This is a genomic window from Streptomyces sp. NPDC006512 (assembly GCF_040611935.1).
Lineage (GTDB): Bacteria > Actinomycetota > Actinomycetes > Streptomycetales > Streptomycetaceae > Streptomyces.
Map to the genome: position 1 here is coordinate 131,063 of NZ_JBEXPG010000005.1, position 20,568 is coordinate 151,630.

At 70.6% G+C, this 20,568-nt stretch carries 20 protein-coding genes; 7 read left to right on the forward strand and 13 right to left on the reverse strand.

Annotated elements, in window-relative coordinates; all coding sequences use genetic code 11:
- Positions 1–75 precede the first annotated feature (75 nt).
- The 5 genes from ABZZ17_RS05460 (at position 76) to ABZZ17_RS05480 (ending at position 5,718) form a co-directional block, all read left to right on the forward strand.
- Positions 76–2,391 (forward strand): DUF3987 domain-containing protein, encoded by a 2,316-nt coding sequence (locus tag ABZZ17_RS05460; protein WP_356872249.1) that lies wholly within the window; start codon positions 76–78, stop codon positions 2,389–2,391.
- Positions 2,388–2,573, forward strand: a complete 186-nt coding sequence (locus ABZZ17_RS05465; protein WP_356872251.1) for a hypothetical protein — start codon at positions 2,388–2,390, stop codon at positions 2,571–2,573. Before ABZZ17_RS05460 ends, ABZZ17_RS05465 begins: the two co-directional genes overlap by 4 nt.
- A gap of 236 nt (positions 2,574–2,809) precedes the next feature.
- Positions 2,810–3,091 (forward strand): HNH endonuclease signature motif containing protein, encoded by a 282-nt coding sequence (locus ABZZ17_RS05470; protein ID WP_356872253.1) that lies wholly within the window; start codon positions 2,810–2,812, stop codon positions 3,089–3,091.
- A gap of 274 nt (positions 3,092–3,365) precedes the next feature.
- Positions 3,366–3,644, forward strand: coding sequence for a hypothetical protein (locus ABZZ17_RS05475; protein ID WP_356872255.1), 279 nt, complete (start codon positions 3,366–3,368; stop codon positions 3,642–3,644).
- Positions 3,645–3,873: 229 nt separating this feature from the next.
- Entirely contained in the window at positions 3,874–5,718 is a 1,845-nt protein-coding gene (locus ABZZ17_RS05480) for an HK97 family phage prohead protease (RefSeq protein WP_356872257.1), read from the forward strand.
- Between the two features lie 499 nt (positions 5,719–6,217).
- On the opposite strand, the gene traB is transcribed toward ABZZ17_RS05480, so the two are convergent.
- From traB to ABZZ17_RS05525, 9 genes are all read right to left on the reverse strand, one after another.
- Positions 6,218–8,233, reverse strand: a complete 2,016-nt coding sequence (gene traB, locus ABZZ17_RS05485) for a plasmid transfer protein TraB (RefSeq protein ID WP_356872259.1) — start codon at positions 8,231–8,233, stop codon at positions 6,218–6,220.
- Between the two features lie 14 nt (positions 8,234–8,247).
- Positions 8,248–8,769, reverse strand: coding sequence for a plasmid transfer protein TraA (traA, locus tag ABZZ17_RS05490; protein WP_356872261.1), 522 nt, complete (start codon positions 8,767–8,769; stop codon positions 8,248–8,250).
- Positions 8,770–8,884: 115 nt separating this feature from the next.
- Positions 8,885–9,043, reverse strand: a complete 159-nt coding sequence (locus ABZZ17_RS05495) for a hypothetical protein (protein ID WP_356872263.1) — start codon at positions 9,041–9,043, stop codon at positions 8,885–8,887.
- Between the two features lie 36 nt (positions 9,044–9,079).
- Positions 9,080–9,997: a hypothetical protein gene (locus ABZZ17_RS05500; protein WP_356872265.1), complete on the reverse strand. Its 918-nt coding sequence runs from the start codon at positions 9,995–9,997 to the stop codon at positions 9,080–9,082.
- Between the two features lie 5 nt (positions 9,998–10,002).
- Entirely contained in the window at positions 10,003–10,347 is a 345-nt protein-coding gene (locus ABZZ17_RS05505) for a hypothetical protein (protein ID WP_356872267.1), read from the reverse strand.
- The gene (locus ABZZ17_RS05510) at positions 10,344–10,538 is read right to left on the reverse strand and encodes a hypothetical protein (protein WP_356872269.1); all 195 of its coding nucleotides are present in this window, start codon (positions 10,536–10,538) and stop codon (positions 10,344–10,346) included. Before ABZZ17_RS05510 ends, ABZZ17_RS05505 begins: the two co-directional genes overlap by 4 nt.
- A complete protein-coding gene (locus ABZZ17_RS05515) occupies positions 10,535–10,774 on the reverse strand; it encodes a hypothetical protein (RefSeq protein ID WP_356872271.1) in 240 nt (79 codons plus the stop codon). Before ABZZ17_RS05515 ends, ABZZ17_RS05510 begins: the two co-directional genes overlap by 4 nt.
- Entirely contained in the window at positions 10,771–11,145 is a 375-nt protein-coding gene (locus ABZZ17_RS05520; RefSeq protein ID WP_356872273.1) for a hypothetical protein, read from the reverse strand. The genes ABZZ17_RS05515 and ABZZ17_RS05520 overlap by 4 nt, the downstream gene beginning before the upstream one ends.
- On the reverse strand, positions 11,142–11,729 hold the full coding sequence (locus ABZZ17_RS05525; RefSeq protein ID WP_356872275.1) for a hypothetical protein: 588 nt from the start codon (positions 11,727–11,729) through the stop codon (positions 11,142–11,144). Before ABZZ17_RS05525 ends, ABZZ17_RS05520 begins: the two co-directional genes overlap by 4 nt.
- A gap of 295 nt (positions 11,730–12,024) precedes the next feature.
- Here ABZZ17_RS05525 and ABZZ17_RS05530 point away from each other — a divergent pair, with 295 nt between their 5' ends.
- The gene (locus ABZZ17_RS05530) at positions 12,025–12,801 is read left to right on the forward strand and encodes a helix-turn-helix transcriptional regulator (RefSeq protein WP_356872277.1); all 777 of its coding nucleotides are present in this window, start codon (positions 12,025–12,027) and stop codon (positions 12,799–12,801) included.
- A 249-nt stretch (positions 12,802–13,050) separates the two neighbouring features.
- On the opposite strand, the gene ABZZ17_RS05535 is transcribed toward ABZZ17_RS05530, so the two are convergent.
- The 4 genes from ABZZ17_RS05535 to ABZZ17_RS05550 form a co-directional block, all read right to left on the reverse strand.
- Entirely contained in the window at positions 13,051–13,569 is a 519-nt protein-coding gene (locus ABZZ17_RS05535; RefSeq protein WP_356872279.1) for a hypothetical protein, read from the reverse strand.
- 130 nt (positions 13,570–13,699) lie between these two features.
- Positions 13,700–13,903 carry a hypothetical protein gene (locus ABZZ17_RS05540; protein WP_356872281.1) on the reverse strand — a complete coding sequence of 68 codons (204 nt, stop codon included), beginning with the start codon at positions 13,901–13,903 and terminating at the stop codon, positions 13,700–13,702.
- Positions 13,904–14,020: 117 nt separating this feature from the next.
- On the reverse strand, positions 14,021–15,799 hold the full coding sequence (locus tag ABZZ17_RS05545) for an MFS transporter (RefSeq protein WP_356872460.1): 1,779 nt from the start codon (positions 15,797–15,799) through the stop codon (positions 14,021–14,023).
- Positions 15,800–16,096: 297 nt separating this feature from the next.
- Complete coding sequence (locus tag ABZZ17_RS05550; protein WP_356872283.1) at positions 16,097–19,441, reverse strand: hypothetical protein; 3,345 nt, start codon at positions 19,439–19,441, stop codon at positions 16,097–16,099.
- Positions 19,442–19,626: 185 nt separating this feature from the next.
- Between ABZZ17_RS05550 and ABZZ17_RS05555 the strand changes: the two genes are divergently transcribed.
- Positions 19,627–20,367, forward strand: a complete 741-nt coding sequence (locus ABZZ17_RS05555; protein ID WP_356872285.1) for a GPP34 family phosphoprotein — start codon at positions 19,627–19,629, stop codon at positions 20,365–20,367.
- The last annotated feature ends 201 nt before the right edge of the window (positions 20,368–20,568 follow it).

Consider the following 20,568-nt stretch of genomic DNA (forward strand, 5'->3'; position numbering starts at 1 on the left):
CGTGCGCTCTGTCCTCAAGACCGGCCCGTGCGGACTCACCTACGTCGTGCAGCTGCGCGTGGAGGCGGTGACCGTATGAGCGCATTCGCTCGCGTCACCGACGCTCTCGACGCGCACGGCAGCAAGGGCCGCGGCACGGCCTGGCAGTGCGTCGCCCACGAGGACCGGTCGCCGTCCCTCTCGGTCACCAACGGCGCCAAGGGCGTGGTCATCAACTGCCACGCCGGCTGTGCGACCGAGGACGTCGTCGGCGCCCTCGGCCTGACCATGGCGGACCTGTTCGACGAGCCCCTGCCGAAGCGGGACCGCCCCCAGGTCGTCGCCGAATACCCCTACGTCGACGAGCACGGCCAGGTGCTGTTCCTCGTGCGGCGCATCGAGCCGGGCTACAACGGGGAACGCAAGACGTTCCGGCAGTACCGGCCCAACGGCACGGCCGGGGTGTCCGGCATCCGCCGGGTGCTCTACCGACTCCCCGAAGTCCTCGAGGCGGTGAAGGCCGGCGGCCCGGTGTTCGTCGTCGAGGGCGAGAAGGACGTCGACAACCTGAGGGCCACGGGCGCCACCGCCACCTGCAACGTGGGAGGGGCGGGGAAGTGGAGCGACGACTACACCCGCGCCCTGGCCGGCGCCTCCGAAGTCATCGTCATCCGTGACCGTGACGAGCCGGGCGCCAAGCACGCCGCGGCCGTCGTGGCGTCGGTCCAAGCCGCTGGGATCCCGGTCCGGGTGCTGGAGCCCGCGCGGGGGAAGGACGTCTCGGATCACCTTGCGGCTGGGCTCGGATACGAGGATCTGCTCACCCCGGATTCGCATCCCACAAATCCCACAATGGCGGTGCCGTCTCAGGGAACGGGACCGGATTCGAGTTCTGGGATTTCTGGGACGCAGATCCTTGATGGCGGCTGGGATGAGCCGGTCTCCCTGGCGGCGGCCCCGGTCCCGCCGTTCCCTGTCACCTCCCTGGGCAGCCTCGGAGAGTTCGTCACCGCGGCCGCCGAGTCCCTGCAGGTGCCGGTCGACCTGGTGGCGTTCGCCGCCCTGGCGACCATCTCCACGGCAACCGGCGGCCGGCGGCGCGTGCAGGTGAAATCCGACTGGCAGGAGTCGACGGCCCTGTACCTGGCGGCCCTGGCGGACTCCTCCGAGAAGAAGACCCCGGCCCTCAACGCCGCGGCGAATCCCCTGCGGGAAATTGAGGAGGAGCTGATGGAGGCAGCCCGCCCTGACGTCGAGGCGACCGCCCAGGAGATCCGCATCACCACGGCCCGCATGACCAAGGCCGAGCAGAACGCCGCCAACTCCGACAGAGACAAGCGGCTGTCGGCCGAGGCGGACGCCGAGGCGGCCCGCGTGAAGCTCCTCGAGCTGGGCGACGCCCCGGAGCTGCCCCGGCTCCTGGTCCGTGACATCACCCTCGAAGCACTCGCCAAGCGCATGTACGAGCAGGGAGGCCGGATCGGCTCCCTGGCTTCCGAGGGTGGCCTGTTCAAGGTCGCGGCTGGCCTGTACGGCAACAACGGCAAGGCCAACACTGATCTGCTGTTGGAGGCGTACACGGGCGGCCCGTACACGATCGACCGGACCGGTCGGGCGTCCGCGCGGATGTCGCACACGTTCCTGGCGCTCGGTCTGATCGTGCAGCCCGGCATCATTTCCGGGCTTGAGAAGCAGAACCCTGAGTTCAGGCAGTCCGGCCTCCTGGGCCGGTTCCTGTACGCGAAGCCTGCGCCCACGGAGACGGACACCTTCGAATCCCCGCCCATCCCCGCGCAGATCGCCCAGGCCTACGACCACCGGATCCGGGACCTCATCAAGCAGGTGTGGGCCAGCCCCGACGTCCTGACGATCGAGCTGTCGGAACCGGCCCGGAAGGCGTTCGGGGAGTTCTACAACGCGTTCGCCAAGCGACGGAAGCCCGGCGGGGACCTGCACGACCTCGCCGACTGGGCGGGGAAGCTGCGCGGCCAGCTCATCCGCGTCGCGGCGTGCCTCAGCCTCTACGAGGACCCCGGGGCCCGAGAGATCAGCCACCAGCGGATCGCGGACGTCCTCGCGATGACCCCGTACTTCATCTCGCATGCCCGCGCCGTGTTCGACCTCATGGGCAAGAACCGCGAAGGTGCCGTCAAGCCGCTCCGAGACGTCGTCGGCTGGCTCCGGGGTCGCAGCAGTCCCGGAGACTCCTTCTCCGCCCGTGACGCCTGGCAGGCCCTTAAAGGTCGCGAGTGGGCGACGGAGATGGACGTCATGAACGACGTCCTCCTGCAGCTGGAGGAGTACGGCTGGCTCGCCCTGATCCCGCCGCCCGAGACCGCCAGGCGCGGGCGGAAGCCCTCGCCGAAGTTCGACGTCCACCCGTACATCGCCAGCCCGAAGGAGAAGACGTGAGTCCCCGCCACCGGCGTCAGCCGCTCCTGTGCGCGGCCTGCTCGACCACGGTCCGCCGCGGCAAGTACCGGCTCTGCGGAAACGGATGCGGTGCCCGGCTCCACACCGACAACCGCAGCCCCTGCCTCGACGCACACGCCCCCGTCTGCCCGAACCACACCCCCCACCCCCTAGCCGCATAGCCCCCCCACCCCACTCAGGTTCCCCGGGGGCGACCACCCCCGGGGGCCCACGGCCGGCCCGCGCACCACCCCGAAGGCCACAGCCGGCAGGAACCCACACACCCCACACCGAAGGAGCACAGCTCATGCCAACCGCACCACCAAGCAGATGTACACAGCCACTGTGCAAAGAGATGGCCACAGTCAGCGGCCGATGCGACGAGCACAAGCGCAAGGCCTGGGCCAACAGAACCACCATGCGCGAGCGCTACGGCATCAGCAGCGGTACGTGGCGCTCACTCAAGAGGCGCGTCGGCGTCCGCGACAACGGTTGCTGCCACTACTGCGGAGGCGAACCCGACGAGGGCGAGACGCTGCAGCTCGACCACATCCGACCAGTCGCCGAGGGCGGCGCCATCACCGACCTCGACAACCTCGGCCTCATCCACGCCGAACCCTGCCACGCCGACAAGTCCAAGGCCGAAGCCGCACGCGGCAACCAGCGACGACTCGCCCGGCGGGCGACCGGTGGGGGGTAGGGGCCCGCGGATCGCTGGAAGTCGCGACAGGGGCGCCGCCGAGGTCAGTGAAAAACGCCGCTGCACAGAAAGCCACATAGGGGGTCTAAGGAGGAATGATGACGAAACAGACAGGCGATGAGACAGGTCAAGCGGAGCCGACGAAGAAGCGGAAGCCGCTGAAGGTTCCGACGGACAGGCCGCACTGGCTGACCGGTGAGCACTACGAATTCCTGGAGCTGGATCCTTCGGAACCCGGTATTCAGCATTGGGACGAGCGGCTTTGGAGGCGGATATGAAGCTTCACCCCGTGGACGGCTCGGAGCCGCAGGGTCTGCGTATCGCCGCGGAAGTCATGCTGGAGATGCCGGCCGACATGCCGCTGCCCGGCCCGTGGCGGACACACGCTACGGATGGGCAGCTGCTCGACGGTTCGGGCGCGCACTGGTTCCTCGAACCTGACGGGACCGGCGTGCGGCGGATCGTCTGGTTTCCCTGCGCCTGTGCGCACTATGAAGCGACCTGGTATTGCGGTGGAATTGAGGTCTCGCGCATCATCCACTGCCTGCCGTAGCATGTGATCAGGCCAGCCTTTCGGCGCCGCGTAGGCATCTGCCCGCCGCGCCGGGGCCCGCCGCTAACTCTGCGGCCGTCACAGCCAGCCCCTTTCGGGGCCCGCTAGCTGACCGCCAGCATTCCCCCTCGTATGCCCCTGTCGCAGCCATGTCTCCGGGGGCGTGCATCGCGCCTTTTCCGAGCAGGCTCAGCCCCGTTTCGGGCCGGCCTGCGGCAAGGACAGACATATGAAGGTAAAGGAGGCTCGGGCCGTCGTGAAGGCGGCCGAGCAGAACGGCGATACCGGCACTGTGACCGCGCTTGTATCCGTCTTCGGAAACGAGGACAGCGTAGGAGATGTGGTCCTCCCCGGCGCTTTCCAGAAGTCTCTCGACGACTGGCAGGGATCAGGTAATTCGATGCCGGTCCTGTGGTCGCACCGTATGGACGACCCGAACATGGTCATCGGGCATGTCACCAAGGCGGAGGAAACCGCTGAGGGACTGCAGGTGACCGCGCAACTGGACCTCGACAGCCCGAACGGCGCCCAGGTGTACAAGCTGCTGAAAGGCCGCCGTATCAAGAACTGGTCGTTTGCCTACGACGTGAAGTCGGGAGGCTTCGCCGAGCGCGACGGCCGGAAGGTGTACGAGCTGCGCGAGCTGAAGCTGCATGAGGTCTCGCCGTGCATCATCGGGGCCAACCAGGAGACCCGCACCGACGACGTCAAGTCCGCTTTCGTGGACGGCTTCCAGCTGGCCCAGGAGCGGTACGAGCAAGCACTCCGACAGCAGGGCTCGGCCAAGGGCCGCGATGCCGCTGAAACGGCGTACAGCGAGGCAGTGAAGGCGCGTAGCGCCATGTTCGAGGCGCGAACGAAGGCCCTCTCAGAGGGAGTCACCGAGGAAGAACTGGAGCAGGACATGGCGCACACCGAGGACATCGCGGCTCTGAAGGCCCAGGTTGCCGAACTCGCGGGCCTTCTGAAGGCCCAGCAGCCCCCTGAGGCGGAGTCGGCGCTGAAGGCTTCCGAGGCCAAGGCCGAGGCTGCCAAGGGGGCCGACGCAACCATGCGCCAGGCCCTCATCGAGCTCGGCGAGGGTATCGCGCCCGGTAACCAGCAGAAGACCGACCTGATGCACCCGAGGGTGAAGGCTTCCGGCGGTACCGACTGGGCCGACACGATGGTGAAGGCCCTCGGCGGCGCCCAGGGCTACAAGGGCATCCTCGCCGGCGGCACGATCGCCGTGAACGTCCCCCTGAACCCGGACCCGGTTCGCATCGACGTCCCGGTGCTGTCGCTTCGGCAGCTGATCCCGACGGTGCGGAACACCACGGGCCGGTTCGCGTACCTGCGGCAGACGGTCCGCACGAACAACGCCGCGGTCGTCGCCGCCGGCGCGCTGAAGCCGACGTCGGTGTACACGCTGGCTCGTGTCGACGACCGGGTGCGGACGATCGCGCACCTGTCGGAGCCGATCGCCAAGCAGGATCTCGACGACATCGGCATGCTCCGGCAGTTCATCGACCAGGAGATGCGCCTCGGCCTCGACGTCGCCCTCGAGGAGGAGATCCTCGAAGGGTCCGGGTCGGGCGAGCACATGACCGGCATGGCGAACGTGTCCGGGTCGCAGTCGCAGGCCTTCGTCACGGACATCCTGACGACCGCCCGTAAGGCGGTGACGAGGCTCGAGCGGTACGGCTACCTGGCTCGCGCCGGGTTCGTGATGACGCCGGAGGACTGGGAGGCGTTCGAGCTCCTGCAGGACAACGAGGGCCGGTTCTACTACAACGGTCCGGCCGGACCCGCGGTGAACGCCGCCAGCCGTCGCCTGTGGGGCGTTCCGGTGGTCGTCTCGGACGCTGCGACGACCGGCACGGCGCACCTGGCGGACTTCTCCCAGATGCGGCTGCAGGTCCGCCAGGAAGGCGTCCTGGACTGGTCGGAGAACATCTACCGGCCGGACGCACTCGGCGAGGACGTGGGCGCCTCGGACTTCCAGCGGAACCTCGTCACGTTCCGCTTCGAGGGCCGGTTCGGTCTGGAGATCCTCCGCCCGTCCGCGATCGTCGAAATCGACCTGACCGCGTAGCCCCGAGACCGGTGCGCCTTCCTGGGCACGCGCCGCGCAGCGCCCGTCCCAGCTTCGGCCGGGGCGGGCGCTGCGACGTTTGGGGTCGGGGTATGGCCTGCTACTCGGGGCAGTCGACCGGCTCGCCCTCAACGGTGAAGTGGACGGGCGGCTGCGGCAGCCCAGTGACGGGGTGCGTAAGCTCCGCCACCGGACGCCGACAGTCGGGGCAGAACGACGTCGTGCGGGCTCCGTCGTGAGACATGTAGTCCTCCTGATAGTTGTTGTCAGTACCAGTGGACGGTCACGGGTCCCCCGCGCAAAGCCTCCTAAGGATCCTTGGGGTGTCGCCCGCGATCGATGGCGGGAACGCAGAAAGGGGCCCGCGGCGTACTGCCGCAGGCCCCTCGGCTGTGCTGTCAGAAGGTGTCAGGGCGCCTGTCAGACGGCCCTGACACCCGCTCCCGCCTAAGGGTTTGGGTGTCAGGGCCGTCTGACGCGTCAGAGAGTGTCAGGGGTGTCAGGCGTCGGCCATGGCGGGGACGATCCGGTACCGTCCGGGCTTCGACGTCTCGGCGATCCGGCCTTCCTGGAGGAGCCGCTGCAGCTCTCCGGACACCCATCCGCGCTTCCGGCCGAGCCGGTCGCCGTGCTTCAGGATGTCGACCGGACCGATCACCATGGTGCCTTCGCTCTCGTACTCGGCGAGGATCTCCTCGAGGACGGCGCGAGCCTGGTCGGCGTTGAGGTCCCGGCCTTCCAGCTGACCGAAGACGACGTTTTCCTCCCCGGCCTGCGCGGCTGGCAGCTCCTCGTTCGGGTCGATATCGCGATCCTCGTCGTCCAGGCGGCTCACGTTCGTCTCCTCGTCGTCGTCGCCAGGCTCGGGGTTCTCCTCCTGGTGCCGGGCGCGCTCTGTGTACGCCTTACCCACGGCCGAGGCTGCCGCACCAGCGGTGACGGGGTCGACCTGGGCGCCGTTGCGGGCCGCCCAGTTGGCGACGGTCTCCATGAGGGAGCTGGCGGTCGGCGTGAACCAGCGGGTCCGGCCGGGACTGGAGTAGCGGGCCTCCTCGACTCCGGGGGTGACCAGGTAGCAGTAGCCGGGCCGGCGGTTGGACCAGCGTTCGGGGGCGGCCCCGGCATCGACGACCGTGTCGGGGAGCATGAAGCCGGCCGCGGTCGCGTTCGGTACGCCGAAGCACAGCCTGGTGCCGAGGGCGTCACGGGTGGTGGTGCTGATCTGGTCGTGGCTGGGCCGCTGCAGGGAGACGACCAGGGCGACACCCGCGGCGCGGGCCAGGTTGGCGATGTTGTTGAAGGCGTCGTCGCCGAGGACGGACAGGGACGCTCCGGCCTCTTCGAACCAGCTGACCAGGAACGGCATGCCGGGGCAGCCGCAGGCGGTGCCGTCGGTGCGGCAGCTGTGGGCGGGGTCGTTCTGGACGTCGGCGGCGGCGCGCGTCCACTGCCGGTAGCGGTGGGCTCCAAGCCAGCTGGTCCGGGCGGGAATGATGGCGAGAACGGCTTCGACCATGGTCTCGGTGCCGGTCGCGTCGGTTGCCCAGTCCATGCCGGGCAGCAGGTCACGGAAGTCCTGGAAGCCCTTGGGGTCGTTGAGCCAGAGGACGACGTCGGTGCGGGACAGGATCTCGGTCATCAGGTTCAGGGCGCCGTCGCCCTTGCCGGCCCCGGTCATTCCGGCGATGAGGACGTGGGTGGCGTTGCGGCTGGCTTCCGGGTCTCCGGGGAGCCACAGCTGTAGGGGCTGTCCGTCGTCGTACACGCCCAGGCGCAGGGCGTCGGTGATGGATCCGCCGGGCAGGGACGGGCCTACCTCCTCCCAGCGGACGGTGTCGGCCAGCATGTCGAGGGGGACGATGACCAGCTCGCCGCGGCGGGCCGAGTCGGGGTCGGGCAGGTAGCGGACCGCGGTCGCCGGGATGTCCAGGGCGGACGCGACGTTGACGAGGGCCTTGTTCATGTCGTCGTTGGTCTGGGTTCCGGGCTCGAGGGCGATCGGGACGGTGACCCGGTTCGGCTCCACCTTGGCGGCGCCCATCCTGGCTTTGGCCAGGCCGATCTTCTCCAGCAGCCCGCCGTCGGATGCCTTCGCCTTGGCGCCGTCCGGGTCCCGCCGCATGATTTGGCGGATGTTCCACGACAGGGCGGTGACGATCCCGCCCACGAACAGCATGTCGAAGCTGGGCCCGAAGATGGCCGCCGAGGTGAACCAGGACGATCCGGCGGCCACGGTGATGGCCGAGTGCAGCCGGCGCTCCTTGCCGGTCATGCGGGCTGCCCACCAGGTGGAGCCGGTCAGGGCCACGGAGCCGAGGGTGAGGAGCACCCCCATGCCTGCGTCATCGGACCACACCGCGTTGGCCGCGAGGCCCGAGGCGCCTACCGCCCCGACTCCGAGCCACGGCGGCAGGTAGGGCTTGGCGCGGTGCAGCAGATAGCCCTTGATGCCGCCTCCGTCCGAGCTGCCCTTCAGCTGGTCCTCGTGACGCTGTTCGATGTCCTTGCCGGTCATGGGGGTGCCTCCTCTCAGTACTGGAACGGGCGGGACTGGGCCGGACGCTGTGCGGGCCGGGCGGTGATGATGTCGGCGTACTCCCGCTGGAACGCGGCGTAGGTCGCGGCGGCGTTCGAGGCCGCGTCGGCGAGGGACTCGCCGGCCTTCTTCAGCTTCCGGGCGATCCGCCGGGCCCGGATCTTGTGCTGGATGATGTTGTCCTGCGGGGTGCCCTTGGCCTGCGACAGGGCGGCCTGCAGGATCTCCGCGGCGACCATGACCTCGATGGAGGCGTGGACGGCGAAGGCCCGCAGGCTGTTGCAGTAGTTCCGCAGTTCGGCGGCGGATCCGAACTCGGGGTCGGGGAGCATGAACTGAGACCGTCCCTGGCCGCCGGCGCCCCCGTGGCTTCCGGTGGTGGTGGTCCGGGTGGAGTTGACGTTGAGGTTCGGGCCGAGATTGAACGTGGGCCCGTGCTTGGTCTTGCTGGTGCCGCCCTTGGTCTGAGGGTTCGACCGCGGCGTGCTGCTCGTGCGCTGCCCGTTGATCGGCATCCGGTGGTCCTCCGGCTGTAGCGGACTGGGCTGATCCCGGTCCCCACCACCCCCGACAGGCGGACGACCTCCGTCACGGATTTCGTCACCTGCCGCGGGCGGAAGGGGTCGGGGTCTACCGCTGGCCCTTCTCCCAGGCAGCGTCGCGGGCGTCCATCTCGTCGTTGAAGGCGTCGTACTCGGCCTGGTCCATGGCCTCGTAGTCGGCGTGCATCTGCTCCATCTCCGCCATGCGGCGGTGGTAGGCGTCCATCTCTTCGGTCGGTTCGGGCATGGCTGTGCTCCTCAGGTGGTGTGGGTGGGTGAGGGTTTACCTGTAGGCGGCGCGGTCGAGCTTGTTCCGCTCCCGCCGCACCGTCGCCTCGACGGACGCGACCTTGGCCGCGGGGAGCTGAGCCAGGATCGCCTCGACGGCTTCCTGCCGGGAGGCTCCGGCGGTCAGCTCGACGCGGGCCAGGTGCGAGATGTTCGCCTCGGGTTCGGGGTGTTCGCGAACCGTGTTCGCCCTGTTCAAAGCCGGTTCGGGGCGCTCCGAAGCGTCCTCGTGTTCGCGGACCTGTTCGGCCGTGATCGCATCCGCGCTGCCGCGAAAGTGATCGAGCCCGGCGAGTTCGTTCAGGTCTCGCTCGGCGGCCAGGAGTTCCAGGCGGGCGGCGACTTCCGCTTTCGCGGCCTGCCGGCGTACTCCGGCGATGGCGAGCTTGGCGTTCGCCTTCGACATCTCCGCGGCGACCCACTGGGAGTCGGCCGGCGACAGGTCCTTGTCGATGTGCCTGAACACGGCCCACCACAGAACCTTGGCCACGATGGACACGGCCGCGCCGACCGCTGCCATCTGCCAGCCGCCGGCCATCATTCCTTCGAGGAAGATGGCAGCCGCGGCGACCAGGGCCAGAACCCATCCGACCTTGCGGGGGAACTCCCGCTTCGTCTCATCGAAGCGGGCCAGCCATTCCAGGACCAGGACGGCCAGCCAGGCGACGTCGAACACGACGCCGGCCATGTAGCCGACTCCACCGCCGAGCAGCGTGCCGATGCTGTGCGTCGACCAGACGATCGCTACGAGGGTGAGCACCAGGACCAGGACGGACACCCCGATCAGAGCGGCGCGGTCCTTGTCCATCGGCGGCTTCGGCGTGCGGACCGTGTACGGCTGGGACACCTGGTTCGTGGTGCCGTCGATGGTGCGGTCGACAAGCCGGTGCCGGATCTCGTTGATGAACTTCATGGTCTTCAGCTCCCTTCGGGACGCGGCATGGCCCGGCAGGTCTCGGCGTGGGACTGGGCCCAGGTTCGGGCCTTCTCGTCGCCCGCTCCGGGGTCGTGTTCTTCGGTGAACGTGCCGTCGAAGTGGCTTCCGGAGGCGATCCAGTGGCCGAACTCCTGCGAGGCGGGGCATCCCCCGCAGGCGGCGAGCGTGACGAACGGCTCGGGCGGGTTCAGTGCGTTGAGTCGGTACGTCAGGTCGACGGTGGCCCCGCCAACGGTCAGGTAGCGGGCGATGACCCCTTCGGGCCAGGCGCCGGGCTCGTCGGGCCGGCCGCTGGGCGGGAAGGGGTAGACAAGATCGCGGCTCATTCGGTGACTCCTTCGGCTACGCGCACCACGCGGTGGGCGGCCAGGTTGGCGCCGTGCCGGTCATGGGCACGGTTCGCGGTGATCAGGGCGGCCATCAGGGCCGGAACGCTGGGGAGGGGCCGGGCCGACCGGCCGAGGGAACGCAGCGCGGCGTTCTCCGTCGGCCGGCGGATCGGCCAGTGCGAGGTCACTCGCCGTCCTGCGGTTCGATCGGGTCGGAGCCGCCCTGACCGCACCAGTCGCAGGCGGTGGGCTGCTCGGCGCTGGCCGCTGCGGTCTCGAAAGCGAGGCGTGCGGCCAGCTGGTAGGCGGGGAGGCTGCGGCGGGAGGGGTTCGCCGGGTCCGCGAGGATGTCGAGGATGCGGGAGGCGAGGCCTTCGGCGCGGTGCTCCTCGGTGATCGCGAGGGCCGGTGCGGGGGCGCTCACAGCGTCTCCTGGAGGGCCTGCAGCCGGTCCCGCACGGGCAGCAGACCGAACAGGGCGTGGGAGGTGATGGCCGCGGCCAGGTCCCCGAGGCCGGCGGGGTCGAACTCGTGGTGCTCGCCCTCGATCTCGACCGCCACCGTCACCCCCCGGCCGGCGTGCTCGGCGAACGGGTACTGCGACAGGAACGCCGTCAGGAACGACACCCGGCCATAGCCCGGGACGTCCACGGATGCGGCGTGCTCGACGCCCTGGTGGTGGATGTCCGCCCGGTGCACGTCGTCGCGGTGCGCCTTCACGCACCAGGACGGCTCCGGCAGATCGACCACACCGTGGTCCACCGTCCGCACCGACACGATCCGCGCGGCGCTCACAGCTCCACCCGGTTCTGCGCGCGGAGCTCGACGAGCTGGGCGTGGACAGCGCGCATCTGCTTCAGCTGCGCCTCGAGGCCGAGGATGACCGTTGCAAGGCCGTCCGGGTCGAGGGGCTCGATGAACGAGTCCTCCATGACCTCGACCGCGGCGTGCGGGACGCGCTTCGCGAGGTTCGTGTCGAACGGGTCCTGCCGGATGCTCGCGGCCAGTAGGCGGACCTCGTCGGCCGGCTTTCCGCCCGTCGACACGGGCAGCCATACGTCGTCGGTCTCGGCGGTCATGCACCAGACGTCCTCGGCGACGACGCCCAGGGCGATCTCACGCTCGTGGGAGACGACGCAGCCGGGGAGGCAGGTCACCTCGTGCCGGAACCCGGTGCGGCGGTCGACGAACGACCAGGAGCGCGGGGCCGGCTCGGCGACGAGCTGGGCAGCGAGGGGGAACTGCGCGTCGACGGAGGCCTGCGCAGCCTTGGTTTCGAGGGCCTCCCGGTCGCGGCCCGTGGGCTGGGTCGGGACGGCGGACAGCTTCGGCTCCGGACGGAACATCCGGGGCAGGTCTGCGGGTACGGTGTTGGACATGGTTCGACTCCCTTTGCAGAGGGGTTCGGATCGCAGGCCCCGTCTGGTGTTGACGCACCGGGCGGGGCCGTCCTCGTTTCCGAGGAGCGATGTCTCTATGTAACACCATCTGATGCTGGATAGCAACACACCCGCTGTGAAGCGTAATCGCATGAGCGCCCCTGATCGTCTACCGGAGGGTCTCAGCGTGACGCCGCAATGACGCCTCGCGCGGCGTCTCCAAGGGCGTCATAGCGGCGACAGACGGGGCGTCATATCGGTGTCATAACTGGCAGTTGAGGACTACCGTGAACGGATGAACACACCAAACTCGACTCTTCGGGCGGTGCGCATGGGCCTGCTCATGAGTCAAGACGACTTCGCCCGAGCGATCAGAGAGTCTGGTCTGCGAGCAGGGCAACCCAACGAAGCGAACAAGCGGCTCGTTCAGCGCTGGGAGGCAGGCGTCATTGCGGCCCCGAGGCCGCTGTACGCTCGCGCGCTCGAGTCCGTGACGGGCCTTCCCATCGAGTCCCTGGGGTTCTCGGCAGCCCTCCCCCTGGCCCGTCTCAGCTCAGACGGCAACGGCGGCCACGACATCGAAGCCGCTCCGGCTGGCGCTGCCGAGGGCGTCGCCTCCCCTGCGGCCGGCCCAACTCCTCAGGTGGCCCCTCGGGCCAACTACTCCGGCGTCTGGCTCTCCCGGTACGAGTTCTACTCGAGCGGCCGCGACTCCAGCCTCATCGGACAGCACTTCGTCATCGTCCTGCAGCACGGCAACCGGCTCACCGTGCGGTCCCTGCCGAACGGCTCCTCTAACCCCGCGTCGCCCCTGACGATGGACCTGACTGTCGATGGCAGCGTCGTGACCGGCACCTGGGTGGAGCAGACAGCCGAGGACGGCTACTACCGCGGCGCCCGCTATCACGGCGCAGTGCAGATGCTCGTGGAGCCCACCGGGCGGCGCATGGCGGGCAAGTGGATCGGCTTCGGTAAGGACATGGACATCAACACCGGCCCCTGGGAGTTGGTGTTCCGCGACGCCTCCACCACGCAGGCAACGCTCAACCAGTACAACGTGCCCCCCACGTAGCAGTACACATCCCGTACACACGGTGACAGGAGACGAGCGAATACCAGCTGACACCAGCTGATACGAAACCTGCAGGTCAGAAGCCCATTCACCCAACTGCGCAGGTGGCGCAAGTCAATTGAACGGACTCCTAAAGCGGGTGTCGCAGGTTCGAATCCTGCCGGGGGCACCAGGGACGACGGCCCGGAGCGATCGTGCTCCGGGCCGTTTGACGTCGCCCTCCGACAGCGCCGGGGGCACATCGGTGGCTCAGTGGCCGACGGCTGCTTTCGCTGCCACGATGAGCAGCACGAACAGCAGGTTGACCAGGCCCTCGACGGTCGCCTGGGTGCGGGACGCGCCGGCGTTCAGGGCTCCGAACAGGGCCCAGGTGAACTGCTGCACCCCCGTCACGGCCAGGGCGAGCCACGCCGTGCCGCTCAGCCCCAGTCCCAGGAGCGGGCTCACCGCCACTGCCGCCGCCGGCAGTACGGCCGCCTCGATGATGGGCAGCTCGCGCCGTCCGGTCCCCCGGACCTCGGCCCAGCCGACGGACCGGCCGACGAGCCGTTCGGCGGCGAGGTTCGCGTAGACGTGGGCCGCCCAGAAGACCGCGCCCGTCACGAGGAGCAGCACGATGAGCTGGAGGCGCGGGAAGGCACCGACCGCGCTGGCCGTGGCGATCACCGAAGCCGCGAGGAGCGATCCGTAGACCGCGCCCGCGTGCTCCGTCCGCGAGGCCGTCCCGGTGTGGTCGGATCGGCGGGGCCATCGGAAGAGGCGGTGCACCCGTCCAACCTATAGACCGCGGGCCGCCGTCGGCCGCACCACACGCTGAGGCGGTGCCGGGACGACGACGGCCCTCCCGGCAGGAGCCGGGAGGGCCGGTCACGTCATGGGCCGGGGCAGTGCGCGGCCGTCAGCTCAGGCCTCTGCTGCGCTCGCCGATCCGGTCGCCCTGGGGAGTTCCGGCCCGCTTGAGGGCCGCCTTGGTGTGCGCCCCGCCCTTGACCTTGCTCCGGACCGGACCGTCGAAGCCGTGACCGGCCGTGCGGGGCAGCTGGACCTGTTCCGTCGCCTTCGCGATCGCGGCCTGGACGTCCTGCTTCTGCTCTTTGCTCATCCCGTCGTCAACTCCCTCGGGAAGCACCCAATCGGACTACTCGGATCGTATGCAGATATACGGAGCAATGCACCCGGAGCAGGACGTAAAGAAATCCCTTGCAGCAAGAATGACGGCTCAGGGCGCCGTCGGGGCCGCCGGCGGCGACGGCCGCTCCGGGGTCCCCAGGGTGGCGCGGACCAGCTCCTCCGGGCAGGGCGTTCCCCGGGGCAGCTGGTACTTCGCGGACACCCGGTACTCCCCCGCCACCGGGGCCAGCAGCTCCGTCCACACGTCCCCGGCGTCGTCGGGGGCCGCCTTGAAGAGGCACCCGGCGGTGTTCGCGTACTCCTTCGGCTTCGCGGAGGCGCCCCGCGCCTTCGAGGAGAACGTCTCCTGCGGGGGCAGGACCGCCTTGCCCTCGGAGTCCACCAGGCCCAGCCACGGCGAGTGCGGGATGCGCACCAGCACCCGGCCGCGCCGCTTCACGTCGATGACCAGCTGGTCGGCGCCCGCCCGCACCACCGTCGCGGGTCCGGCCACCAGGCTCGTGGGGTCCTGCACCTCGAACAGCCGCCAGTTATCGTCGCCCCACACCTGCCGCAGGTACGGCAGGCCCCCGCGCACGAGCTTCGCCTCGTCCTCCCCGCCCGAGTCGGGTTTGCCGGCGGGCAGGACCACGTAGTGCACGGCCCAGCGTTCGAGCCAGGCCCGGTAGTTCTCGGCGGTGAGGGTGTCGTCGTAGAAGAGCGGGTTGCGCTCCAGGTCGGCCTGCCGGTTCCAGCCGCGCGCCAGGTTCACGTACGAGGGGAAGGCCGAGGATTCGCGGTGGCTGCTGGCCGGGACCACCTCGACCCGGCCGCGGTCGGCGTCCGCCTTCTTCAGGCGGTCGACGAGCGGGGCCAGCTCGCGGTTCCAGGCGGCCACCGGGGTGGTGCGGACGATGTCGGTGACGCTGTTGGTGGTGATCCATACGGTGAGCCCCGCGAACCCGAGCAGCACCAGGCGCCGGCGCCGCGAGCGCGGGGCGGTGTGCGGGACGGCGGCGAGGAACACCGCGCCGCCGAACAGCATGACCAGCCGGGTGACGTTCGAACCGACCTGGGAGTCGATCGCCCAGGTCAGGAACACGCCGAGGGCGTAGACGGCGGAGGCGATCCGGACGGTCTTCCACCGCGCGGGCACGAGGAAGACGAGGGCCAGGCCGAACACGAAGGGCAGCCAGGCGGAACCCAGCTTCATCGGCTGCGTCCCGGAGAAGGGGAACAGCCACGCCGACAGCCCGACGACGGCCACCGGGGCCAGCCCGAGGGCGTACGCGCCGGGCCGCCGCCGGCTCAGGAACAGCGCGGCGGCGATCACCCCGAGGAACAGGCCCGCGACCGGGCTCGCGGCGGTGGCCAGCCCGGCGAGCGGTGCGGCGACGGCGGCCTTGGCCCAGCGCCGCCGGGCCCACCGGCGGGGCCAGCAGAAGACGGCGGCGACGGCCCCGAGCGCGAACAGCACGCCGAGGCCGAAGGTGACCCGGCCGGACAGGGCGTTGCACAGCAGCCCGTAGACCCCGGCCAGGGCCGGCCACAGGGGGCGCCGGACGGCGCCGCGGCAGCGGGTGAGGATCAGCGCGAGGAGCCCGGCCGAGGCCGTCCCGGCGATCATCATCGTGGTCCGGACGCCGATCATGTGCATGACGTACGGGGACACCACGCTGTACGAGACCGGGTGCATGCCCCCGTACCAGGCCAGGTTGTACGCGGTGTCGGGGTGGCGGCCGACGAACTCGGCCCACGCGTCCTGCGCGGCCAGGTCGCCGCCGCTGTTGGCGAAGGTGAAGAACCAGACGACGTGCAGGACGGCGGCGAGCGCGGTGGCGACGGCCACCGGATGCCGGTGCGCCCGGCCGAGCAGGCGGGCCCCTATGCCCTCGGGCCCTGCGGGCACCGACGACTGCTCCCCGGCCCCGGAGGCCGCGGACGGCTGCTCCCCGGCCCCGGGGGAGCCGGACGCGCCCGAGGACCCGGACGGTGCCGACGGCGCGGCGAGGCCGCCCGGCCGGCCCGACTGCTCGGAGGACCCGGACTGCTGGTGCTGCTCAGCGGTGGTCACTGATGACGCTCTCTCCCGACACGACACGGCACGGCGCGCGAGCCCCGTCCCGGTCCCCTAGACGCGCCGCGGCGCCCCGGGGTTGCCCGGGGCGCCGCGGCGCAGCAGCGGTCAGCCGACGCGGACCAGCTTGCTGCCGATGCCCGGCGCGGCCAGCTCGGTCTTGAGCGCCACGGGCACCTTCACCTGACTGGCTCCCTCGCCGACGGTCAGCACGCCGACCTCGGTCCCGGCCTTGGCGGTTTCGGGGAGCTTGGCGCCCCCGTCACCCAGCTTGATGTCCACGGTCAGCGAGGACCAGCCGACCGCCTGGACGTCGGCCGTGGCGACGACCGGGGTCCGGCCGCCGAGGCCGTCGTCGACGTACCCGACGACTTCGCCCTTCTTGACGACGGTCGCGCCTTCGAGGGACTTCTGGGTGGCGACCAGCAGGGTCCGGCTCGCCGCGATGACGCTGTCGATGATCGGCGGCTTGTGCTGTCCGAGGACCGCTCCGACGATCAGCTGGTTGGTGCCGCCGATCTTCTTCTGGGCGGCGAACAGGAGGTTTCCGCCGGCCTTGGTCGTCGTACCGGTCTTGATGCCGAGCGAGTCGTTGTACGGGACCAGGCGGTTCCAGTTGGGCCAGGTCTTGCCGGACGGGTCGACCCAGCTGGGCTTGCTGGTGATCTCGATCAGGGCCGGGATCTCGACGATCTTCAGACCCAGCTTGACCTGGTCCTCGGCGGTGCTGACCGTGGTCGCGTCGAGGCCCGACGGGTCCGTGTACGTGGTGTTGGTCATGCCGAGTTCCTTGGCGGTGTCGTTCATCTTCTTGACGAACGCCTCCTGGGAACCGGAGTCCCAGCGCGCGAGGAGCCGCGCGATGTTGTTGGCCGACGGGATCATGAGGGCGGCGACGGCGTCGTACTCCGAGATCTTGTCGCCCTCCTTGACCGTGTTGAGGGTCGACTCGTTGTCGGACTTGTCCTTCTGGCCCTCGGTCTCGGCGGTCTTGTCGACGTCGATCATCGCGCCCTTCTCACCCTTCTTGAAGGGGTGGTCGCGCAGGATGATGTACGCCGTCATCGACTTGGTGACGCTGGCGATCGGCACGGGCTTCTGCTCGCCGGACGAGCCGATCGTGCCGAGGCCGGCGGCGGCCATGGAGGCCTGCCCCTCGGTGGGCCAGGGCAGCTCGGGCTTCCCGCCGGGGAAGGCGTACGTGGCCTTCGCGGTCATCGCGAGCTTCGGAGCGGGCAGCGGGCGCACCAGCTGCACGACGGCGAGGACGACGGCCAGCAGCAGCACGACCGGGGCGTAGATCTTGAACCGCCGGACCGCGGTGCGCAGCGGGCTGGGCGGCGGGGGCGGGTTGTTCGTCAGGTCCGCCAGCATGTCCAGCGGCGGCCTCGGCGGCAGCGGCTGCTGCGTGGTGCGCTCGCTGGGGTCGAGCCGGTTCGCGGCGGGCCCCGGGGGGGCCGGGGGTGCGGGTGCGGGCGCGGGCTTCGGCGGGGCGGGGGCGTCACCGCGCAGCGGTACGAAGGTGCTGGACTGGCGCTCCCCCGCCTTCGGGGTGTCACCGGCCGGAGCCGGGGCGGGGGCGGGGGCCGGGGCGGTGCCCGGCTTCACGGCCCGGAAGACGGCGGTGCGCTCGCTGTCGGAGCCCGTGTCCTGGCCGTCCTTCTTGGCGCCCGGGGTACTCGGGCGGCCCTGACCGTCCTGGCCGTCCCGGCCGCCTTCCTTGCCCTTCGCGCCGGTCGCGGGCCCGGAGCCTGCGGCGGAGGGGCGCTTGGGAAGGCCCGGAGCGCCGGTGGCCGGCTTGCCGGGAGCGGCGGGGGCCGCATCCGGCTTCACCGCACGGAACACCGCGGTCCGCTCACTGTCGGACTCGGCGTCCTTCGGAGCCTTCGCGGGCGCGGAGGGAGCGGAGGGCGCGGAGTCGGCCTTCACGGCCCGGAACACGGCGGTACGGCTGTCCTGGCCGTCCTCCGCCCGGTCCTCAGCGCCCTTCGCGGACCCGGAGCCCTCGGAAGGCCGCTTCGGACCGCCGGGGGCACCGGGAGCGTCGGACGCGGGCTTGCCGGGAGCCTCGGAAGCGGAGGTGCCCGGGATGCGCGGAGCGGCGGAAGCGGGCTCGTCGCCGGTGTCCGGGGCCTCGGAAGAGGTCTTGCCGGGGGCGCCCGGAGAGCCCGGGGCGGGCTTCGCCGGGGCGTCGGGAGCCGCATCCGGCCGTACTGTGCGGAACACCGCGGTCCGCTCACTGTCGGGCACGGACGCGGGCTTGGCCGGGGCGTCGGGGGCGCCCGGAGAGCCCGGGGCGGGCTTCGCCGGGGCGTCGGGAGCCGCATCCGGCCGTACCGTGCGGAACACCGCGGTCCGCTCGCTGTCGGGGGCAGCGGGCTTCTGCTCGGGCTTGACCACCCCGAAGGCCGTGGTGCGGGAATCCGCGCCCGGCTTCTTCCCCTCGTCCCGGGCCGGACCGGAACCGGAAGCGGAACCAGGAGCGGATCCGGAACCGGAGCCAGAACCGGGCTTGACCACGCCGAACGCCGTCACCTCGGGCTTGTCCGACCCGGCCGGCGCGTCCACCGAAGCGGAATCCGGCTTCACGGCACGGAACACCGCCGTGCGCTCACTCTCGACCGCCCGGGACTCCCCGGCCCGCTCCCCATCCGCCTCGGCCGGACCGGACTTCGCAGCCCCGGTCTCCTCGGCGGGCTTCCCCGCACCCCGCGGGTCCCGCACCGGACCAGAAGCGGAACCAGAACCGGAACCTGATCCGGAGCCAGAACCGGGCTTGACCACGCCGAACGCCGTCACCTCGGGCTTGTCCGACCCGGCCGGCGCGTCCACCGAAGCGGAATCCGGCTTCACGGCACGGAACACCGCCGTGCGCTCACTCTCGACCGCCCGGGACTCCCCGGCCCGCTTCCCATCCGCCTCGGCCGGACCGGACTTTGCAGCCCCGGTCTCCTCGGCGGGCTTCCCCGCACTCCGCGGGTCCCGCGCCGGACCAGAAGCGGAACCAGTATCAGCACCGGAATCAGAACCGGAACCGGACTTCGCTACGCCGAAAGCCGTCACGGCCGGCTCGTCCGACCCGCCCGGCTCCTCACCGGAAGCGGAATCCGGCTTCTGCTCCGCGTCCGCCGGCGAGGCCTGCCGTACGACCCCGGAGGGCTTGGTGCGCCCGGCCGGGGAGTCCACCCGACCGGGGGACGGTTCCGCAGCGGTGACGGCTTCGAACGCCTCGGTCTCGGCGCCCGCGTCCGCACCCGCGTCCGCACCCGTGTCCGCGCCCGCCTTCCCGCCGGACGCGGCCGGCTCGGCCGTGGCGACCCAGGCCGCGACGGCCTCCTTCAGGGGGTCGCGCGGCTGGAACACCGAGAGCCTCGGATCCCGCTCCGCGGAGGAGGACTCCGCCGCCCCCGACGCTCCTTCATCTACCGACTTGTCGGGGGACTCGCCCGCCACCGTTCCTCCTCGATCGCCGTCCGGTCACTGTCCGAACCGTCTAACAGTGTCCCGTCTAGGGGGCATCGCCCCCGTGCTAGACGAGAACGACATAGCTGCGGGTTCCCGCACAAAGCGGCCACGCGCTCTCGACAGATGAATGTGAGAGGCGTCACCCTGTCACTCATCCACGCGGGGAGGCATGGATGGGCAGGAGCCGCAGAACAATTCCGGAGGAGCTTCTGCTGCTCGCCTTGGACCCGACCACGGGAACCACGGCGCAGCCGCAGTCGCTCGACCTCGGCCTGGCCGGGGCACAGCTAGTGGAGCTGGCTCTGGCAGGACGGATAGCCCCTGATGGGGATCGTATCGCCGTGGTGATGCCACGGCCGACAGGAGATCCGACTCTGGACTCCGCACTGGAACTGCTGCGCAGGCGCGGCAGCCCGGTACGGGCCGTCCACTGGATCGGCGGACCCCGGCTGGGGCTCCGCCAGATTTACCTCGCTCATCTGGAGCGCTGCGGCATGGTCCATGCCGTCGCGGGACAAATGTGCGGGGTGCTGCCGACGACTCGCTACCAGGCGACCGACACGGCGATCAGCCGGGAGATCCGTGCCCGGCTCGACAGTGCGATCCGCACCGGTGTACCGCCGGACCCGCGGACCGCGGCGCTCGCCGCTCTGGCCCACGCGGTCGGACTCGGCAAGCACCTGTACCCCGGCAACGAGGGGCGGTCGTCCAGGTCCCGGCTGCGGGACCTGATCCGGCACGACCCGATGGGCGGACTCGTGGCGCACGCCGTGATGGACGTCCAGAACGGTGTGGCCGCCCAGCCACGCCGCGACCGTGCTCCGGCTCCGCCGGCCGCCCGGCCGCCGGCGAACGGCGGCGTACCGCTGCAACCGCGCCGGACGGGTGCGATGGCACGGGTGGCCGCGCACTGAACGGCGGCGACAGCGGCACCGGGCACGAACCGTAGGACACGTACGACCCGTAGGACCACGCACGAAAACCCGTAGTGCCCGCGACACCCCTTGACCCATCGCGGGGACTACTGCCGCACCGCTCCACCGCATTGTCAGCGCCTCGGCCGGTAGTCCCCCAAAGACCCGGTCCGCAGGACGCCTTCGCGCGGGGTGGCGGGG